The organism is Aminobacter aminovorans (assembly GCF_900445235.1).
Taxonomy (GTDB): Bacteria; Pseudomonadota; Alphaproteobacteria; order Rhizobiales; family Rhizobiaceae; genus Aminobacter; species Aminobacter aminovorans.
Window position 1 is genome coordinate 926726 of sequence record NZ_UFSM01000001.1, and the last position, 17621, is coordinate 944346.

Here is a 17621-nt window from a genome sequence, read left to right on the forward strand (position 1 = left end):
TTGAGAAGGCGCGTTACCCCCGGCTCTCGCTTCGCTCAGGCGGGATGTCCGCGGCGGCGGCAGGTGCCAAATCTCGTCACTGCCACGCACGCTTTCGGGCGTGGGAAGGCAGCTGTCCACGCGGGATGGTGACCGAGATGCTGACAATGAGCGCGTGGGCGTTTGTGCTTTGCGAAGCAAACCTTTGGCGCCGTGATCCTTCGCACCCCCCTCTGGCCTGCCGGCCATCTCCCCCACAAGGAGGGAGATCAGGCCGTCATCTGGCCCGCAGCCAGTCGCCAAAGCCGCAAGCACGATCCTTACGACACCACAGGATGAGGGCTGCTGGCGGAGCGACTAATCTCCCTCCTTGTGGGGAGATGGCCGGCAGGCCAGAGGGGGGTGCGAAGAAATGAGACGATGCCGAAAATGGGAATGACCGCAAAACGAGCCGGAAATGGTGAGATAACTGCGCCATCAGGCCAGCATCGAGGCTCCAGTCTATCTGGAGCCTTCCCCAAGGTCGTAGAGATACATCACAAACGTCTCCACCGGCTCGGTCGGCTCCTTGCGCCCGTCATAGAGGGCGCGGGCGGGGAGGTTGTCCAGTTCGGTGCCGAGCCAGGCTTCCGCGCAGCCGGCTTCACGCCCGGCAGCGAAGAGAGCGTCCATCAGCAGGTTGGCGATGCCGCGGCGCTGCCATGCGGGTGAAACGCCGACCTCGTCGACATAGAGCTCCGACGGCTTGTCGACGTGGCGGTGGATCATGCCGGCAGCCTGCGCCACAACCTGGCCATCATCGAGGGCGACGAAGAGCAGGTGGCCAGGGGAAGCGAGGCAGGACTTCAGGCGGAGCGGGTCGACCGGCTCGTCGAAGACGTCGGCGGCGACAGTGTCGAGCAGGCGCTCGTCGCCCGGCTGGAGGCGGCGGATCTCGACGGAAGCATCGTTCTCTTCACCATTTCTTCGTAAAGTCGTCACAAAAATTTGACGTTTACGTAAATCCCGTTGTTTCTAACCGATTGAAAAAGTTGAGGTCAAAATAATCGGTTGAATTTTTTTGGCCATGGAGCTATTGCGAGCCGCTATTTCTGGCTGCATTTCCGCGGCCTCTCTGGCCCAAACCTACTCCACCCCGCCGCCACGGCGTCGTTACAGGCAAAGGGAAATTCCTTCATGGCACGCAACAAGATAGCCCTCATCGGCTCCGGCATGATTGGCGGCACGCTCGCCCATATGGTCGGCCTCAAGGACCTCGGCGACGTGGTCATGTTCGATATTGCCGAAGGCATCCCGCAGGGTAAAGGCCTCGATATCGCCCAGTCCTCGACCGTCGACGGCTTCGACTCGCGTTACACGGGCGTCAACGACTATGCCGGCATCGAGGGTGCCGATGTCTGCATCGTCACCGCCGGCGTGCCGCGCAAGCCCGGCATGAGCCGCGACGACCTGCTCGGCATCAATCTGAAGGTCATGGAACAGGTCGGTGCGGGCATCAAGAAGTATGCCCCGAAGGCCTTCGTCATCTGCATCACCAACCCGCTCGACGCCATGGTGTGGGCGCTGCAGAAGTTCTCGGGCCTGCCCAAGAGCCACGTCGTCGGCATGGCCGGCGTGCTCGACTCGGCGCGCTTCCGCTACTTCCTGTCGGAAGAGTTCAAGGTTTCGGTCGAAGACGTCTCGGCGATGACGCTGGGCGGCCACGGCGACGACATGGTGCCGATGGTGCGCTATTCGACGGTTGCCGGCATCCCGCTGCCGGACCTGGTCAAGATGGGCTGGACCAGCCAGGACAAGCTCGACGCCATCGTCGAGCGCACCCGCAAGGGCGGCGGCGAGATCGTCGGCCTGCTCAAGACCGGCTCGGCCTACTACGCGCCGGCCTCGTCGGCGATCCAGATGGCCGAAGCCTATCTCAAGGACAAGAAGCGCGTGCTGCCCTGCGCGACGCACCTGTCGGGCCAGTATGGCGTCAAGGACATGTATGTCGGCGTGCCTGTGGTGATCGGCGCCGGTGGTGTCGAGCGCATCATCGAGCTCGACTTCAACAAGGCCGAGCAGAAGATGTTCGAGAAGTCGGTCGAAGCGGTGAAGGGCCTGTGCGAGGCCTGCGTCGCGATCGCGCCGAACCTCGCCAAGAAGTAAGGGACAACGGGCATGAACATCCACGAATATCAGGGCAAGCAATTGCTCAAGGGTTTCGGTGCTCCCGTCGCTGACGGCGTGCCGGTGTTCAAGATCGAGGAAGCGGAAGCAGCCGCCAAGGCGCTGCCGGGCCCGCTCTACGTCGTGAAGAGCCAGATCCATGCCGGCGGCCGCGGCAAGGGCAAGTTCAAGGAACTGCCCGCCGACGCCAAGGGTGGCGTGCGCCTAGCCAAGTCGGTCGACGAGGTCGTGGCGTTTGCCAAGGAAATGCTCGGCAACACGCTGGTGACCAAGCAGACCGGCCCGGCCGGCAAGCAGGTCAACCGCCTCTATATCGAGGACGGCGCCGACATCGACCGCGAGCTGTATCTGTCAATCCTCGTCGACCGTTCGGTCGGCCGCATCGCCTTCGTGGTTTCGACCGAGGGCGGCATGGACATCGAGGCTGTCGCCCACGACACGCCGGAGAAGATCATCACCGTTGCGATCGACCCGGAAAAGGGCGTGACCGCTGACGACCTCAAGGCGCTGAGTTCGGCGCTGAAGCTTTCCGGCGAGGCGGCCAAGGACGGCGAGAGCCTGTTCCCGATCCTCTACAAGGCGTTTGTCGAGAAGGACATGAGCCTGCTCGAGGTCAACCCGCTGATCGTCATGAAGAACGGCCGCCTGCGCGTGCTCGACGCCAAGGTGTCGTTCGACAACAATGCGCTGTTCCGCCACGCCGACGTGCTGGAGCTGCGCGACACCACCGAAGAGGACGCCAAGGAGATCGAGGCGTCGAAGTACGACCTCGCTTATGTCGCGCTTGACGGCAATATCGGCTGCATGGTCAACGGCGCCGGCCTGGCCATGGCGACGATGGACATCATCAAGCTCTACGGTGCCGAGCCTGCCAACTTCCTCGACGTCGGCGGCGGCGCTTCCAAGGAGAAAGTGACGGCGGCGTTCAAGATCATCACCGCCGACCCGGCTGTCGAAGGCATCCTGGTCAACATCTTCGGCGGCATCATGAAGTGCGACGTCATTGCCGAGGGCGTTATCGCCGCGGTCAAGGAAGTCGGCCTCAAGGTTCCGCTGGTGGTGCGCCTCGAAGGTACCAATGTCGAGCTGGGCAAGAAGATCATCAACGAGAGCGGGCTGAACGTCATCTCGGCCGACGATCTCGACGACGCGGCGAAGAAGATCGTCGCTGCGGTGAAGGGAAACTGAGCCAATGTCCATTCTCATCGACAAGAACACCAAGATCCTGGTGCAGGGCCTGACCGGCAACACCGGTTCGTTCCACACTGAACAGGCGCTGGCCTATCACGGCACCAAGATGGTCGGCGGCATCCACCCCAAGAAGGGCGGCGAGAAGTGGGACGGTTCCGTGCCGCTGCCGATCTTCTCGACAGTTGCCGAAGGCAAGGAAAAGACCGGCGCGAATGCGTCCGTCGTCTACGTGCCGCCGGCAGGTGCTGCCGCAGCGATCATCGAGGCGATCGACGCCGAGATCCCGCTGATCGTCTGCATCACCGAAGGCATCCCGGTCACCGACATGATCAAGGTCAAGGCGCGCCTCGACCGCTCCAAGTCGCGCCTGATCGGCCCGAACTGCCCTGGCATCGTCACGCCCGACGAATGCAAGATCGGCATCATGCCGGGCAACATCTTCCGCAAGGGTTCGGTCGGCGTTGTTTCGCGCTCGGGAACGCTTACCTATGAGGCGGTGTTCCAGACCACCAATGCCGGTCTCGGCCAGTCGACGGCAGTCGGCATCGGTGGCGACCCGGTCAAGGGCACGGAATTCATCGACATGCTCGAGATGTTCCTGGCCGACGACGAAACCAAGTCGATCATCATGATCGGCGAAATCGGCGGCTCGGCCGAAGAGGATGCAGCGCAGTTCCTCATCGACGAAGCCAAGCGCGGCCGCAAGAAGCCGATGGCCGGCTTCATCGCCGGACGCACCGCACCGGAAGGCCGTACCATGGGCCATGCTGGTGCAGTGATCTCCGGCGGCAAGGGCGGCGCGGAAGACAAGATCGCGGCCATGGAGGCAGCGGGCATCCGCGTGTCGCCGTCGCCGGCACGTCTCGGCACCACGCTGGTCGAGGCGATCAAGGGCTAAGGCCAAGTGAATAGGGGAGTAGGGCAGTACAGGCAGTAGGAATTCCAGATCATTGCCCTACTGCCTTACTGCGCTACTCCCTTCAAAACAGGAGAGGAGCCAGAGGCTCCGCAGGACAAAGATGGCACGATCCGATCAGGCCAACGACCAATTTTCCCTCACCTCGTTCCTCTATGGCGGCAATGCCGACTACATCGAGGCGCTGCACGCCGCCTATCTCGACGACCCTGAAGCGGTCGACCAGGAGTGGCGCGACTTCTTCGGCGCCCTGAAGGACGACGCCGGCGATATCCGCAAGAACGCCAAGGGCGCCTCGTGGTCGACGCCGAGTTGGCCGTTGCAGGCCAATGGCGAACTGGTTTCCGCGCTCGACGGCAACTGGGGCATGGTCGAGAAGCTGATCGAGAAGAAGGTCAAGGACAAGGCGGTCGCCGTGACCGGCACCGAACCGTCCAAGGCCGACGTGCTGCAGGCGACGCGCGACTCGGTGCGCGCCATCATGATGATCCGCGCCTACCGCATGCGCGGCCACCTGCACGCCAATCTCGACCCGCTCGGCATCGCCAAGCCGCTGGAGGACTATAACGAGCTGTCGCCGGAGGCCTACGGCTTCACCGCCGCCGACTACGACCGGCCGATCTTCATCGACCATGTGCTGGGCCTCGAATACGCGACCATCCGCGAGATGCTCGAGATCCTGAAGCGCACCTATTGCTCGACGCTCGGCGTCGAGTTCATGCATATCTCCGATCCCGAGGAAAAGGCCTGGATCCAGGCCCGCATCGAGGGTCCGGACAAGGCGATCGAATTCACGCCCGAGGGCAAGAAGGCGATCCTGTCGAAGCTGATCGAGGCCGAGGGCTTCGAGCAGTTCATCGACGTCAAGTACAAGGGCACCAAGCGTTTCGGCCTCGACGGCGGCGAGTCGCTGATCCCGGCGCTCGAGCAGATCGTCAAGCGCGGCGGCTCGCTCGGCCTCAAGGAGGTCGTGCTCGGCATGGCCCACCGCGGCCGCCTCAATGTCTTGACCAACGTCATGGCCAAGCCGCATCGCGCCGTGTTCCACGAATTCAAGGGTGGCTCCTACGCGCCTGACGACGTCGAGGGTTCCGGCGACGTGAAGTACCACCTTGGTGCCTCGTCCGACCGCGAGTTCGACGGCAACAAGGTCCATCTGTCCTTGACCGCCAACCCCTCGCATCTCGAGATCGTCGATCCCGTGGTGATGGGCAAGGCACGCGCCAAGCAGGACCAGCTGTTCGGTCGCGCCCGCGGCGAGATCGTGCCGCAGGAAGAGCGCGCCAAGGTGATGCCGCTGCTGCTGCACGGCGATGCGGCATTCGCCGGCCAGGGCGTGATCGCCGAAATCCTCGGCCTGTCGGGCCTGCGCGGCCACCGCGTCGCCGGCACGCTGCACTTCATCATCAACAACCAGATCGGCTTCACGACGAACCCGCGCTTCTCGCGCTCGTCGCCCTATCCGTCCGACGTTGCCAAGATGATCGAGGCGCCGATCTTCCACGTCAACGGCGACGACCCGGAGGCTGTCGTGTTCGCGGCCAAGGTGGCGACCGAGTTCCGCATGAAGTTCCACAAGCCTGTTGTCGTGGACATGTTCTGCTACCGCCGCTTCGGCCACAACGAAGGCGACGAGCCTGCGTTCACGCAGCCGATCATGTACCGCAACATCCGCACCCATAAGACCACGGTGCAGACCTATGCCGACAAGCTGATGGCCGAAGGCCTGATGAACCAGGCCGAGGTCGACAAGATGCGCGCCGACTGGCGCGGCTTCCTCGAAGCCGAGTTCGAGGCGGGCCAGGCCTACAAGCCGAACAAGGCCGACTGGCTTGATGGCGCGTGGTCGGGCATGCGCACGGCCGACAACCAGGACGAACAGCGCCGCGGCAAGACTGCGGTGCCGGTCAAGACGCTGAAGGAAATCGGCAAGAAGCTGACCGAGGTGCCGAAGGATTTCGAAGTCCACCGCACCATCGGACGCTTCCTCGAAAACCGCCGCCAGGCGATCGAATCGGGCGAAGGCATCGACTGGGCAACGGCGGAATCGCTGGCGTTCGGCTCGATCCTGCTCGACGGCAATCCGATCCGCCTGTCGGGCCAGGATTCCGAGCGCGGCACGTTCTCGCAGCGCCACACCGTGCTTTACGATCAGCGCGACGAAAACCGCTACATCCCGCTCAACAACCTGTCGGCGGCGCAGGCCGGCTACGAGGTCATCAACTCGATGCTCTCGGAAGAGGCCGTGCTCGGCTTCGAATATGGCTACTCGCTCGCCGAGCCCAAGGCACTGACGCTGTGGGAAGCGCAGTTCGGCGACTTCGCCAACGGCGCGCAGGTGGTGTTCGACCAGTTCATCTCGTCGGGCGAACGCAAGTGGCTGCGCATGTCGGGTCTCGTCTGCCTGCTGCCGCACGGCTATGAAGGCCAGGGTCCCGAGCATTCGTCGGCACGCCTCGAGCGCTTCCTGCAGCTCTGCGCCGAAGACAACATGCAGGTGGCCAATGTCACGACGCCGGCCAACTACTTCCACATCCTGCGCCGGCAGCTGAAGCGCGACTTCCGCAAGCCGCTGATCCTGATGACGCCGAAGTCGCTGCTGCGCCACAAGCGCGCCGTGTCTTCACTGTCGGAAATATCGGGCGAGAGCTCGTTCCACCGTCTCTTGTGGGACGACGCCCAGTATCTCGGCAACGAACCGATCAAGCTGGTCAAGGATTCGAAGATCCGCCGCGTCGTGCTGTGCACCGGCAAGGTCTATTACGACCTGTACGAGGAACGCGAGAAGCGTGGCATCGACGACATCTATTTGTTGCGCGTCGAGCAGCTCTATCCGTTCCCGGCCAAGGCGCTGATCACCGAGCTCAGCCGTTTCCGCAACGCGGAGATGGTGTGGTGCCAGGAAGAGCCCAAGAACATGGGCGCGTGGTCGTTCATCGACCCGTATCTGGAATGGGTGCTCGCCCATATCGACGCCAAGCATCAGCGCGTGCGCTACACCGGCCGTCCGGCCGCCGCCTCCCCGGCGACGGGCCTGATGTCCAAGCACCTAGCGCAGCTCCAGGCATTCCTCGACGACGCCCTCGGCGAATAAACAAAGAACGGACAGGCAAAAATGGCTACCGAAATCCGTGTCCCTACCCTCGGCGAATCCGTTTCCGAGGCAACCATCGGCAAGTGGTTCAAGAAGGCCGGCGACGTGATCGCCGTCGACGAGCCCCTGGTCGAGCTCGAGACCGACAAGGTCACCATCGAAGTGCCGGCGCCTGCTGCCGGCGTGCTGGTCGAGCTGACCGTCAAGGAAGGCGAAACCGTCGGCGTCGGTGCGCTGCTCGGCACCATCGGTGCCGGCGATGGTGCCGTGGCTTCTCCGAAGCCCGCAGCTGTCGCCCAGGCGTCGGCGCCGAACGCGGCGTCGACCGTCAAGGAAGCCGTCGCGCAGACCGCATCGGTTGCCGGCTCGCCGCCCATCGAAGAGCGCAAGATGCCGCCGGCACCGGCTGCCGCCAAGCTTTTGGCTGAGACCAACCTGTCGGTCGACCAGGTCGCCGGTTCGGGCAAGCGCGGCCAGGTGCTGAAGGGCGACGTGCTCGAAGCCATCGCCAAGGGCGCTTCGGCGCCCGCCGCTGCTCCGGCTGCTGCCGCACCGGTGGTGGCACGCGTTCCCTCTTCAACCGAAGACGCCCCGCGTGAAGAGCGCGTGCGCATGACCAAGCTGCGCCAGACGATCGCGCGCCGCCTCAAGGAGGCGCAGTCGACGGCTGCCATGCTGACCACCTTCAACGAGGTCGACATGAGCGCGGTGATGGCGCTGCGCACCAAGTACAAGGACATCTTCGAGAAGAAGCATGGCGTGAAGCTCGGCTTCATGGGCTTCTTCACCAAGGCGGTGACGCATGCGCTGAAGGAAATCCCTGCCGTCAACGCCGAGATCGACGGCACCGACATCATCTACAAGAACTTCGCCCATGTCGGCGTTGCCGTCGGCACCGAAAAGGGCCTGGTGGTTCCGGTCGTGCGCGATGCAGACCAGATGTCGATCGCCGAGATCGAGAAGGAAATCGGCCGCCTCGGCCTCGCTGCGCGCGATGGCAAGCTTTCGGTTGCCGACATGCAGGGCGGCACCTTCACCATCTCCAACGGCGGCGTCTACGGTTCGCTGATGTCGACGCCGATCCTGAACGCGCCGCAGTCGGGCATCCTCGGCATGCACAAGATCCAGGACCGTCCGGTCGTTGTCGGCGGCCAGATCGTCATCCGCCCGATGATGTATCTCGCTCTGTCCTACGATCACCGCATCGTCGACGGCAAGGAAGCCGTGACCTTCCTGGTCCGCGTCAAGGACAGCCTGGAAGACCCGGAGCGCCTGGTCCTCGATCTCTGATCGAAAAAGGCTTCAAGGGGCCCGGCTGACCGGGCCCCTTTGCTTTCCTGAGCTATGCCGGACTTGCCAGCGGCCGGAGACGCCGTACTGATCAGCTATCTTGCGCTTCGAGGGCGATAGTGGTGATGGAAGCCGCAGCAGCATCGACTGAAATCTGGGTTCTGGGCTGGAGTGTCGTGCTGCTGATCGCGCACATACTGGTGCAGGCGCTTTCGCTCGACCTGTCGGGCGATTTCAGCATCAGGTACCTGCTCAGTTCGCGCGACGACGGCCGCGCGCCGAAAAGCATCGTTTCGGGGCGTCTGATCCGGTCGCTCAACAACATGCTGGAGACCTATCCCGCCTTCATAGCACTTGCGCTGGCGCTGGCGGTGACAGGCAAGACAGGCGAGCTGGGTGCCGTCGGCGCCGTGATGTGGATCGTCGCCCGCCTTGTATATGCCTTGCTGTACGTGGCCGGTATTCCGGTGCTGCGTACGCTCGTCTGGTTCGTTTCGATCGCCGGGCTGGTCCTGATGGTCGTGCGCCTGATGACGTAACATCGCTGCCTGAAGAAACCGAAAGAGACGGTCGCATGGCTTTCGAACCCGACATTCCCCCTGTTCAGGTCCATCTCTGCGTCAAGCAGGGCAAGGAGGCGATCGCCTTCTACGAAAAGGCGTTCGACGCCGTCGAAACCTTCGAGCAGATGGCCGATGACGGCGTGCGCGTGCTGCATGCCAACCTCGCCATGTTCGGCAGCGAGGTGATGCTGCATGACGAGTTTCCCGAATTCGGCGGCGATGTGTTGTCGCCGCTCTCCCGTGGCGGCGCCAGCATGACCGTCAACATCAATTTGAAGCTGCCCGGCCAGGTCGACCAGGCGGTCGAGCGGGCAGTGGCGGCCGGTGCGAAGACTGTGATGGAGCCAGACGACATGTTCTGGGGCGCACGCTACGCCAAGATCCAGGATCCGTTCGGCCATGTCTGGGCGTTCAATGCGCCCTTGGGCAATGGGTCACTGGGCGCGCAGTCGGGGAGTGACAAGGCATGACGCAATATGCGTTCGAATTTGCCGGCCTGCTGGCCGTATTCTTGGTGCTGATGGTGGTGCCGGGTGCCGATTTCGTCATGGTGGTACGCCAGAGCATCGTGCATGGCCGCCGTGCCGCCATCATCACCAGCTTCGGCATCGGCGTGTCGCTGCTGTTTCATGTCAGCTACACCATCCTGGGCATCGGGCTGATCGTGTCGAAGTCGTTGCTGCTGTTTTCGCTGATCAAGTGGGCCGGTGCGGCCTATCTGCTCTACCTCGGCATCAAGGCGCTTCGCGCCGGGCCGATGGAGATGGCGTCGGTCGAGGTGCAGGAGGGCGCAGGTGAGCCCCGGGAGATTTCTGCTGTGCGCTGCTTCCTGACGGGCTTCGTCACCAACGCGCTCAACCCCAAGGCCGTGCTGTTCTTCCTGCCGCTGTTCACGGCGATGGTCAGCCACGAGACGCCCGCCGCGGTGAAGGGCGTCTACGGGCTGCTGATGGCCGTGGTGCTGATTACATGGTTTGTCGGCGTGTCGATGTTCTTCACCATGGCCTCGGTACGCGAGCGCTTCGTCGCCTGGGGCCGCTGGTTCAACAAGGTGACCGGCATGATCTTCATCGGGCTTGGCGTGAAGCTCGCGACCGTGCAGGCTGGCTGATGCGGCTTCAGGCACTGATCACGGCTGTTGCGGTGCTGTCGGCGACGGTGGCGCAAGCGGCATGCCCGATCGAGCTTGCCGTCTATGGCGACCGCGACGGTGCCGCCGAGATCGACTTCCGGCCGACGCTGGAATCGGCAACCGTGACCAACAGCTTCAAGATGGTGATGGACAATTCCATCGTGCTCGACGGCGTGGTGATGTGGTCGCAGGACGTGGCGCGGCCGAACGGCATGCTGATGCACCAATGCCCGGAAGGTGACGTGACCGGCGAGGAGATCGAAGCCTGCACCGTGTGGCAGGGCGTGATCTACAGCGTCGACGAGCAAGGCAATGTCGGGCTTCTGCCGCGCGAGCGGATCGCGGCGGCTGCGCCGAAGAAACTTATCTTCTCCGATCTCGGCCATGGGCTGAGGTCGTCCGCAGCCTATGGTCCTGACGGCTTTTCCAAAGTGCCGTGGGACGTTTTCGAGCTGAAGGGGTGCCAGGAATGAGCGCTCAGGGAAAAGTCCTGCTGGTAACAGGCGGCAGCCGCGGCATCGGTGCCGCCATCTGCAGGCTGGCGGCCAAGGCCGGCTATCGCGTGGCGTTCAGCTACGTGTCGAACGATGTTGCGGCCAGTGCGCTGGTGGTGGAGCTGAAGTCAGTCGGCGGTGAAGCCATCGCCATCAAGGGCGATGTCGGCAGCGAGGCCGATGTGCTCGCCATGTTCGCCGAGGTCGATCGCGCCTATGGCCGGCTTGATGCCTTCGTCAACAATGCCGGCGTCGTCGATATGAAGGCGCGCGTCGACGAGATGAGTGCTGCCAGGCTCGAGCGCATGATGCGCATCAACGTCGTCGGCTCCATTCTCTGCGCACGCGAGGCGGTCAAGCGCATGTCAAGCCTGCATGGTGGTGCGGGTGGCGCCATCGTCAACATCTCGTCGGCGGCAGCCTCGCTCGGCTCGCCCGGCGAATATGTCGACTACGCCGCCTCCAAGGGGGCGATCGACACCTTGACCATTGGGCTTGCCAAGGAAGTCGCGACCGAGGGCGTGCGAGTGAACGCGGTGCGTCCCGGCATCATCGACACCGAAATCCATGCCTCCGGCGGTCAGCCGGACCGGATCTCCGCCATTCGCGGCCTCGTGCCGATGAAACGCGAAGGCAAGGCTGAGGAAGTTGCCCACGCCGTCATCTGGCTTTTGTCGGATGAGGCATCATATACGACGGGCTCGATTTTGAACGTGAGCGGCGGCCGCTGACCGCCCCAGGCAAGAAGGAAAGAACAATGGCATATGACGTCGTCGTAATCGGCTCGGGCCCAGGCGGCTATGTGTGCGCCATCAAGGCGGCACAGCTCGGATTGAAGGTCGCCGTGGTCGAGAAGAACGCGACCTTCGGCGGCACCTGCCTGAACATCGGCTGCATTCCCTCCAAGGCGCTGCTGCATGCGTCGGAAATGCTGGCCGAGGCGCAGCATTCCTTCGACGCGCTCGGCGTCGAGGTCGGCACGCCGAAGATGAACCTGAAGAAGATGATGGCGCACAAGGATGCGACCGTCGCCGCCAACGTCAATGGCGTGTCGTTCCTGTTCAAGAAGAACAAGATCGAGAGCTTCCAGGGCACCGGCAAGGTGCTCGGCGCCGGCAAGGTCGGCGTGACGAGCGCCGACGGCAAGACCCAGGAACTCGAAACCAAGAACATCGTCATCGCCACGGGCTCCGATGTCGCCGGCATCCCGGGCGTCAATGTCGAGTTCGATGAAAAGGTGATCATCTCGTCGACCGGCGGCCTGTCGCTGGAGAAGGTGCCTGGTCATCTGGTGGTTGTCGGCGGTGGCGTGATCGGCCTCGAACTCGGCTCGGTCTGGGCGCGCCTCGGCGCCAAGGTGACTGTTGTCGAGTATCTCGACACCATCCTGGGCGGCATGGACGGCGACGTCGCCAAGCAGTTCCAGCGCATGCTGGCCAAGCAGGGCTTCGAGTTCAAGCTCGGCTCCAAGGTGACGGGCGTCGCCAAGGCCAAGAAGGGCGCGACGGTGACCTTCGAGCCGGTAAAGGGCGGCGACGCTGAGACCATCGAGGCCGATGTCGTGCTGGTTGCCACCGGCCGCCGGCCCTACACCGACGGACTGGGGCTCAAGCAAGCCGGCGTCGAGATGGACGAGCGTGGTCGGGTCAAGACCGACGGCCATCTGCGCACCAACGTTGCCGGCATCTATGCCATCGGCGACGTGGTCGTCGGCCCGATGCTGGCGCACAAAGCCGAGGACGAAGGCGTGGCGGTTGCCGAGATCATCGCCGGCCAAGCCGGTCATGTGAATTACGACGTCATTCCCGGCGTGGTCTACACCAGCCCCGAGGTCGCATCGGTCGGCAAGACCGAAGAAGAGCTCAAGAAAGCCGGCATCGCCTACAAGGCCGGAAAGTTCCCGTTCACGGCGAACGGTCGTGCCCGCGCCATGCTGCACACCGACGGCTTCGTGAAGGTGCTGGCCGACAAGGACAGCGACAAGGTGCTGGGCGTGCACATCGTCGGCTTCGGCGCCGGCGAGATGATCCACGAAGCGGCGGTGCTGATGGAGTTCGGCGGCTCGTCGGAAGATCTCGGCCGCACCTGCCATGCGCACCCGACGATGTCGGAAGCGGTGAAGGAGGCGGCGCTGGCCACCTTCTTCAAGCCGATCCACATGTAAGATCCGCAGTTTGTTTTGAACAAATGTGAAACGGCCCGCTCGATGAGCGGGCCGTTTGCATTTCAACTGGTGCCGGTGCCCTTAGCCTCCGGAAGGTGCCGGTGCAGGCGCAGTGGTGCCGCCGCCCGAAGGCGCTGGCTCGGCCGGAGCCGGGGCGGCGGGTGCGGGCGCAGGCTCGGCAGGTGCCGGCGCAGGAGCTGGTTCAGCAGGCGCAGGCGCCATCGTTCCAGACGGTGCCGGGGCAGCAGGTTCGGCCGGAGCTGGCGCCGGGGCCGTTGCGGCCGGCGGTTCGGCCGGTGCCGGGGCTTCGGCGGTCTTTGGACCGAAAATGTAGTAGGCCACCGCAGCGAGCAGCACGACGATGATGGCTATCAGCCACGTGCTGCCCATGCTCGACTGGCCGGATGGGCGTCCTGGATCTGGATTGTTCACCATTGAGATCTCCCTCAGCTGCGCTCCGCAATCGTTGCGTGAACATCGCAATCAACGCGCGAAGCGCCTTTCGGTTTCACTTCCACGTGAAAATTTCGAAACGAACGTTCCGGTGGCGGCGTTTCGCCACGCTTCAAAGGTGATGAAACAGGAATAGGCTCGGGCAGGTTGCAATGAGCAGAGGCCAAGAACATGCCCGTGGTTCCTGTCTTTCCAGATGCCGCGCAAATCTTGCCCGGTGCGAGTTTCGCCGACAGATTTGCCGTGGTGGTGCATGGCCAGCGTCTTGATGTCGGGACTGCCGCCGAGCGGGTGTTCCGCCATCGGCCGAGCTGGATCGGGGTGCTGATGGCGCTGCGCAACGTGCTGGTCAGGCCGTTCGGGCTGAAGACTCGCGTCGAAGACCTTGCGCCGGAGCTGGAGCGGAAAGGGATGTTTCCGGTCCTAAGCCAATCGGGGCAGCGGATGGTGCTCGGCTTGGACGACCACCATCTCGATTTCAGGTTGCTTGTCGAATTGACGGATCTTGGCGGCGACCGGCAGGAAGTCAGCGCAACGACGTTGGTCAAGCCGCACAACTGGCTCGGCCGGACCTATCTCGCCATTGTCCTGCCGTTCCACAGGATCATCGTTCCGGCCATGCTGGCGCGGGCCGCCAAGCCCTAGAGGCCGGTGTCAGCGGTCGGCTACGGTCACGGTGTAGCCAGCCTTGCGGAACAGCTCGACAAGCCCGTCTGGACCGGGCAGGTGCAGCGCGCCGACGGCCATGAAGGCGTCGCCTGGGCCGACGAGCGGCTCGGCGCGCTCGACCATCGTCTTGTTGCGTGTCGTCACCATCGCCTCCTCGAAGGCGGCGTAATTCGATTCATCACCCGCGGCACTTGGCAGCGCATTGCGGAACAGCGGCCAGAACATGCCGGTGTCGCCGCGCTGGTAGAGCACGACCATCGTTTCGATGACGTCGTCCATGCGGTCGCCGAGCTTGAGGGTTTCGACAAGGCCCTTAATGTGGAATTCGAGCGGCAACGATGCCATTGCCGAGAGCTGGTCGGCGGCGCTTTCCAGGCCCTTGACCTCCTTGCCGGCAGCCTTGGCCTGCTGGGCGAGCAGGACGTCGAGCACCGGCGCGCCGCCGGACTTGCGGGCAAGCTCGCAGGCCGGTAACGCAACCATGGCCGACAGCATCCACGGCTTCATCTTGGTGACGCTTGCCGGCGGGATACCGCGCGCTTCGAGCGCTGCGTTGACGATCCTGGCGTCCTCCGGTGACAGCAGCGACGGCAGCGTCGTTGCGTCGGTGAACATCATCAGTTCGGGCTTCTTCATCAGGCCGGCGACCATCGCCTGTTGGTCGAGCACATCAGTGGTTTCGATGACCAGCGTGTGCGAACCGTCGAAGGCCTTTTGCGCGGCGGGTTCGAGGCTGGTGACACGCGGGTCGGTGACATGCATGGTGCCGTAGAGCCATGACGGCTTCTGGCCAGGCTTTTCCAGCTTCCACAACAGGCCCTGGCCGTTGAGCGTGTCCTTGGCCTCGGCCTCGATCCTGGCAAGCAGTGCCGGGTCGCTCTTCTGCAGTTCGGCCAGCATGTCCGACCCGGTGCAGACAGGTGCCTCGGCATGCGCCTTGCCGGCGAGCAGCAAGGCGACAGCAAAGAACAGGACGAAGAACAGCATGTTGAGCGCTGCCAGCAGCTTAAGCGACAACAGCGAGGCGCGATCGGCAATGGCAGCGAGACGGTTCATGCTGCTGGTGTAGCCGCCAAATGCGGCAAAACGGTTAATGTGGCGGTGACAATTGTCGCGCCGCATGGACCGATGCTTGCGCATCGTTTCCCCAAGAATCGCGCCTGAACTATTTCGGGCGAAGCGTCAGGCACGGGGGTGGGCTGCTTCGTAGATTTCCAGCAGCCGCGCCGTGTCGACGCCGGTATAGATCTGGGTCGTCGACAGGCTGGCGTGGCCGAGCAGTTCCTGGATGGTTCTGAGGTCGCCGCCACGGCCAAGCAGGTGGGTGGCGAAGGAATGGCGCAGCGCATGCGGGGTTGCCGTATCGGGCAGGTTGAGCGCTGCGCGCATCTTGCGCATCTCTCGCTGGATGATTGCCGGATCGAGCTGGCCGCCGCGCGCCCCACGAAACAAGGCGCCATCGGGACCCAGATGGTAGGGGCAGAGCTTGCGGTATTCGGCGACGGCCTGGAGTGCAACGGGCAGCACCGGCACGAGACGGGTCTTGCCGCCCTTGCCCGATATGCGCAGCACGGTGTCGCCTGGCGAGGCCAGCTCTGCGCCGGACAGGTTGAGCGCTTCGGAAATGCGCAGGCCTGAGCCATAGAGCAGGGTCAGCACGGCAGCGTTGCGCGCGGCGATCCACGGTTCTTCGGCGAGCTGTTCGCCCACTGAGACGACGCGCTTGGCATCGACCGCCGTCAGCGGCTTGGGCAGCGACTTCGGCTGCCTTGGCGCCCGCAGGGCTGCCGAGCCGGCGGCATTGACGAGGCCCTGGCGTTCGAGGAAGCGCAGCAGCGAGCGTATGCCGGCAAGGCCGCGCCCGAGCGTGCGGGCACCGGCGCCGTCGGCGCGGCGCGAGGCAAGGAAGCCGCGAAGGTCGGCCGGGCGCAGGTCGCGGATGTCGGAAATGGCGGGTGGGCCGCCATTATGGCCGGTCAGGAACTGCAGGAACTGGCGCGTGTCGCGCTCATAGGCATCGACCGTTGCAGCCGAGAGACGGCGTTCGCCGGCAAGCGCCTTCAGCCAGCCTTCGCGGGCGGCCTGCAGGTCGGGTTTTGCGGCGATAAGGAATTCCTGCATTGGCAGCGGGCGTCCGATTGGAATATGGCAGTGTTGAACGCGTGAAGTTGACAAGCAGTGAAGCAGGCGATGGCCAAACCCCAAAATCCTATCCAGATGGCCGTGATCGGCGCCGCCCATGGCATCAAGGGCGAGTTGCGGGTCAAGACCTTTACCGGCGACCCGCTGGCTTTGGCCGACTATGGCCCGCTCTATGCCAAGGACGGCCGCGCCTTCGAGATCGCCGCGATCCGGCCTGCCAACGAGGTGGTGGTTGTGCGTTTCAAGGGCGTGATCGACCGCAACGCGGCCGAGGCGCTGACGGGCACGGAGCTGTTCGTCGACCGTTCGGCGCTGCCCGACGATGGCGACGAGGGCGAGTTCTATCACGCCGACCTCGTCGGCCTTGCCGTGCGCGATGAAACCGGCGAACCGGTGGGCAAGGTGTTTGCCGTGCAGAATTATGGCGGTGGTGACATCCTGGAAATCCAGTACCAGGGCCGCAAGGGCGTGCTGATCCCGTTCACCCAGGCAGCGGTGCCGGTGGTGGATGTATCAGGCGGCTTCGTTGCCATCGACACGGTGGCGGCCGGGCTGGTCGACGATGAAGACGACGCTGACGCACCTTCCGATGGCGAGTTCGACAAACGGCCGCGCGGCCCGAAGGACGCCGGAGGCAATCGCTGATGTTTCGCGCAACCGTGCTCACGCTTTATCCCGAGATGTTTCCCGGGGCGCTGGGGGTATCCCTGGCGGGGCGGGCGATGGAGCGCGGCGACTGGGCGCTGGAGGCGTTGCAGATCCGCGACTTCGCCACCGACAAGCACCGCACCGTAGACGATACGCCGGCCGGCGGCGGCGCCGGCATGGTGATGCGCGCCGACATTCTGGCCAAGGCGATCGACAGTGCTGCGCCCGAGGGCGACACGCGTCCGCGTATCCTGATGAGCCCGCGCGGGAAGCCTCTGACACAAGAACGCGTGCGCGAACTGGCAGCCGGGCCGGGCGCGGTGATCCTGTGCGGGCGTTTTGAAGGCGTCGACCAGCGCGTGATCGATGCGCGCGAGCTGGAAGAGATTTCAGTCGGCGACTTCATCCTTTCGGGTGGCGAGCCGGCAGCACTGGTGTTGCTCGACGCAGTGGTGCGCCTCCTGCCCGGCGTGATGGGCAACGAGGTGTCGGGCGATGAGGAGAGTTTCGAGGGCGGTCTGCTGGAGCACCCGCACTACACCAGGCCGCAGGAGTTCGAGGGCCTGCCCATTCCGGAGGTGCTGACCTCGGGCAACCACGGCAAGATCGCCAGATGGCGCCGCGCCGAGGCCGAGAAGCTGACGCAGGCACGACGGCCGGACTTGTGGGCCCGGCGTGCGGGGAAGAAGGGGTAGGCGGGTACGCTCCCTTCATCTGCCT

The 17621-nt window shown here is 64.1% G+C and carries 19 protein-coding genes; 16 read left to right on the forward strand and 3 right to left on the reverse strand.

What is annotated here, in order from left to right; genetic code table 11:
• Positions 1-480: 480 nt before the first annotated feature.
• Positions 481-828: a GNAT family N-acetyltransferase gene (locus DY201_RS04490; RefSeq protein ID WP_245432105.1), complete on the reverse strand. Its 348-nt coding sequence runs from the start codon at positions 826-828 to the stop codon at positions 481-483.
• Between DY201_RS04490 and DY201_RS29355 the strand changes: the two genes are divergently transcribed.
• The 14 genes from DY201_RS29355 to DY201_RS04555 all read left to right on the forward strand — a co-directional run bounded on the left by DY201_RS29355 (position 733) and on the right by DY201_RS04555 (position 14087).
• Positions 733-951 carry a hypothetical protein gene (locus DY201_RS29355; protein WP_245432156.1) on the forward strand — a complete coding sequence of 73 codons (219 nt, stop codon included), beginning with the start codon at positions 733-735 and terminating at the stop codon, positions 949-951. The two genes, DY201_RS04490 and DY201_RS29355, sit on opposite strands and share 96 nt — an antisense overlap.
• Before the next feature lie 204 nt (positions 952-1155).
• The gene (mdh, locus tag DY201_RS04495; RefSeq protein ID WP_115730173.1) at positions 1156-2124 is read left to right on the forward strand and encodes a malate dehydrogenase; all 969 of its coding nucleotides are present in this window, start codon (positions 1156-1158) and stop codon (positions 2122-2124) included.
• Positions 2125-2136: 12 nt separating this feature from the next.
• A complete protein-coding gene (gene sucC, locus DY201_RS04500; RefSeq protein ID WP_115730174.1) occupies positions 2137-3333 on the forward strand; it encodes an ADP-forming succinate--CoA ligase subunit beta in 1197 nt (398 codons plus the stop codon).
• 4 nt (positions 3334-3337) lie between these two features.
• Positions 3338-4234, forward strand: coding sequence for a succinate--CoA ligase subunit alpha (sucD, locus tag DY201_RS04505; RefSeq protein ID WP_115730175.1), 897 nt, complete (start codon positions 3338-3340; stop codon positions 4232-4234).
• A gap of 121 nt (positions 4235-4355) precedes the next feature.
• On the forward strand, positions 4356-7346 hold the full coding sequence (locus DY201_RS04510) for a 2-oxoglutarate dehydrogenase E1 component (protein WP_115730176.1): 2991 nt from the start codon (positions 4356-4358) through the stop codon (positions 7344-7346).
• 21 nt (positions 7347-7367) lie between these two features.
• Positions 7368-8636: a 2-oxoglutarate dehydrogenase complex dihydrolipoyllysine-residue succinyltransferase gene (odhB, locus tag DY201_RS04515; protein ID WP_115730177.1), complete on the forward strand. Its 1269-nt coding sequence runs from the start codon at positions 7368-7370 to the stop codon at positions 8634-8636.
• A 125-nt stretch (positions 8637-8761) separates the two neighbouring features.
• A complete protein-coding gene (locus DY201_RS04520; protein ID WP_115730178.1) occupies positions 8762-9175 on the forward strand; it encodes an MAPEG family protein in 414 nt (137 codons plus the stop codon).
• 35 nt (positions 9176-9210) lie between these two features.
• Positions 9211-9669, forward strand: coding sequence for a VOC family protein (locus tag DY201_RS04525; protein WP_115730179.1), 459 nt, complete (start codon positions 9211-9213; stop codon positions 9667-9669).
• Positions 9666-10310, forward strand: coding sequence for a LysE family translocator (locus DY201_RS04530; RefSeq protein WP_115730180.1), 645 nt, complete (start codon positions 9666-9668; stop codon positions 10308-10310). The genes DY201_RS04525 and DY201_RS04530 overlap by 4 nt, the downstream gene beginning before the upstream one ends.
• Positions 10310-10804 carry a hypothetical protein gene (locus tag DY201_RS04535; protein WP_115730181.1) on the forward strand — a complete coding sequence of 165 codons (495 nt, stop codon included), beginning with the start codon at positions 10310-10312 and terminating at the stop codon, positions 10802-10804. The genes DY201_RS04530 and DY201_RS04535 overlap by 1 nt, the downstream gene beginning before the upstream one ends.
• Positions 10801-11556 carry an SDR family oxidoreductase gene (locus DY201_RS04540; RefSeq protein WP_115730182.1) on the forward strand — a complete coding sequence of 252 codons (756 nt, stop codon included), beginning with the start codon at positions 10801-10803 and terminating at the stop codon, positions 11554-11556. Before DY201_RS04535 ends, DY201_RS04540 begins: the two co-directional genes overlap by 4 nt.
• 26 nt (positions 11557-11582) lie before the next feature.
• Positions 11583-12989 (forward strand): dihydrolipoyl dehydrogenase, encoded by a 1407-nt coding sequence (gene lpdA / locus DY201_RS04545; protein ID WP_115730183.1) that lies wholly within the window; start codon positions 11583-11585, stop codon positions 12987-12989.
• 361 nt (positions 12990-13350) lie between these two features.
• On the forward strand, positions 13351-13578 hold the full coding sequence (locus tag DY201_RS28915; RefSeq protein WP_165916120.1) for a hypothetical protein: 228 nt from the start codon (positions 13351-13353) through the stop codon (positions 13576-13578).
• Positions 13579-13613: 35 nt separating this feature from the next.
• Positions 13614-14087 carry a DUF2867 domain-containing protein gene (locus DY201_RS04555; protein WP_115730184.1) on the forward strand — a complete coding sequence of 158 codons (474 nt, stop codon included), beginning with the start codon at positions 13614-13616 and terminating at the stop codon, positions 14085-14087.
• Between the two features lie 9 nt (positions 14088-14096).
• Here DY201_RS04555 and DY201_RS04560 read toward each other — a convergent pair whose 3' ends face one another.
• Both DY201_RS04560 and DY201_RS04565 read right to left on the reverse strand, forming a co-directional pair.
• Positions 14097-15167 carry a TraB/GumN family protein gene (locus DY201_RS04560; protein WP_115730185.1) on the reverse strand — a complete coding sequence of 357 codons (1071 nt, stop codon included), beginning with the start codon at positions 15165-15167 and terminating at the stop codon, positions 14097-14099.
• Between the two features lie 126 nt (positions 15168-15293).
• A complete protein-coding gene (locus DY201_RS04565; protein WP_115730186.1) occupies positions 15294-16232 on the reverse strand; it encodes a tyrosine recombinase XerC in 939 nt (312 codons plus the stop codon).
• Positions 16233-16301: 69 nt separating this feature from the next.
• Here DY201_RS04565 and rimM point away from each other — a divergent pair, with 69 nt between their 5' ends.
• Together rimM and trmD are read left to right on the forward strand one after the other, a co-directional pair.
• Complete coding sequence (rimM, locus tag DY201_RS04570) at positions 16302-16898, forward strand: ribosome maturation factor RimM (RefSeq protein ID WP_115733585.1); 597 nt, start codon at positions 16302-16304, stop codon at positions 16896-16898.
• Positions 16895-17596 carry a tRNA (guanosine(37)-N1)-methyltransferase TrmD gene (trmD, locus tag DY201_RS04575; protein ID WP_115730187.1) on the forward strand — a complete coding sequence of 234 codons (702 nt, stop codon included), beginning with the start codon at positions 16895-16897 and terminating at the stop codon, positions 17594-17596. The genes rimM and trmD overlap by 4 nt, the downstream gene beginning before the upstream one ends.
• The last annotated feature ends 25 nt before the right edge of the window (positions 17597-17621 follow it).

Coding starts and splice junctions, on each gene's coding strand:
- DY201_RS04520 (WP_115730178.1), top strand. CDS start 8,762: ATGGAAGCCGCAGCAGCATCGACTGAAATCTGGGTTCTGGGCTGGAGT.
- DY201_RS04535 (WP_115730181.1), top strand. CDS start 10,310: ATGCGGCTTCAGGCACTGATCACGGCTGTTGCGGTGCTGTCGGCGACG.
- DY201_RS04510 (WP_115730176.1), top strand. CDS start 4,356: ATGGCACGATCCGATCAGGCCAACGACCAATTTTCCCTCACCTCGTTC.
- DY201_RS04560 (WP_115730185.1), bottom strand. CDS start 15,167: ATGAACCGTCTCGCTGCCATTGCCGATCGCGCCTCGCTGTTGTCGCTT.
- rimM (WP_115733585.1), top strand. CDS start 16,302: ATGGCCAAACCCCAAAATCCTATCCAGATGGCCGTGATCGGCGCCGCC.
- lpdA (WP_115730183.1), top strand. CDS start 11,583: ATGGCATATGACGTCGTCGTAATCGGCTCGGGCCCAGGCGGCTATGTG.
- DY201_RS04525 (WP_115730179.1), top strand. CDS start 9,211: ATGGCTTTCGAACCCGACATTCCCCCTGTTCAGGTCCATCTCTGCGTC.
- mdh (WP_115730173.1), top strand. CDS start 1,156: ATGGCACGCAACAAGATAGCCCTCATCGGCTCCGGCATGATTGGCGGC.
- DY201_RS04540 (WP_115730182.1), top strand. CDS start 10,801: ATGAGCGCTCAGGGAAAAGTCCTGCTGGTAACAGGCGGCAGCCGCGGC.
- sucD (WP_115730175.1), top strand. CDS start 3,338: ATGTCCATTCTCATCGACAAGAACACCAAGATCCTGGTGCAGGGCCTG.
- DY201_RS04555 (WP_115730184.1), top strand. CDS start 13,614: ATGCCCGTGGTTCCTGTCTTTCCAGATGCCGCGCAAATCTTGCCCGGT.
- sucC (WP_115730174.1), top strand. CDS start 2,137: ATGAACATCCACGAATATCAGGGCAAGCAATTGCTCAAGGGTTTCGGT.
- DY201_RS28915 (WP_165916120.1), top strand. CDS start 13,351: ATGATGGCTATCAGCCACGTGCTGCCCATGCTCGACTGGCCGGATGGG.
- odhB (WP_115730177.1), top strand. CDS start 7,368: ATGGCTACCGAAATCCGTGTCCCTACCCTCGGCGAATCCGTTTCCGAG.
- DY201_RS04530 (WP_115730180.1), top strand. CDS start 9,666: ATGACGCAATATGCGTTCGAATTTGCCGGCCTGCTGGCCGTATTCTTG.
- DY201_RS04565 (WP_115730186.1), bottom strand. CDS start 16,232: ATGCAGGAATTCCTTATCGCCGCAAAACCCGACCTGCAGGCCGCCCGC.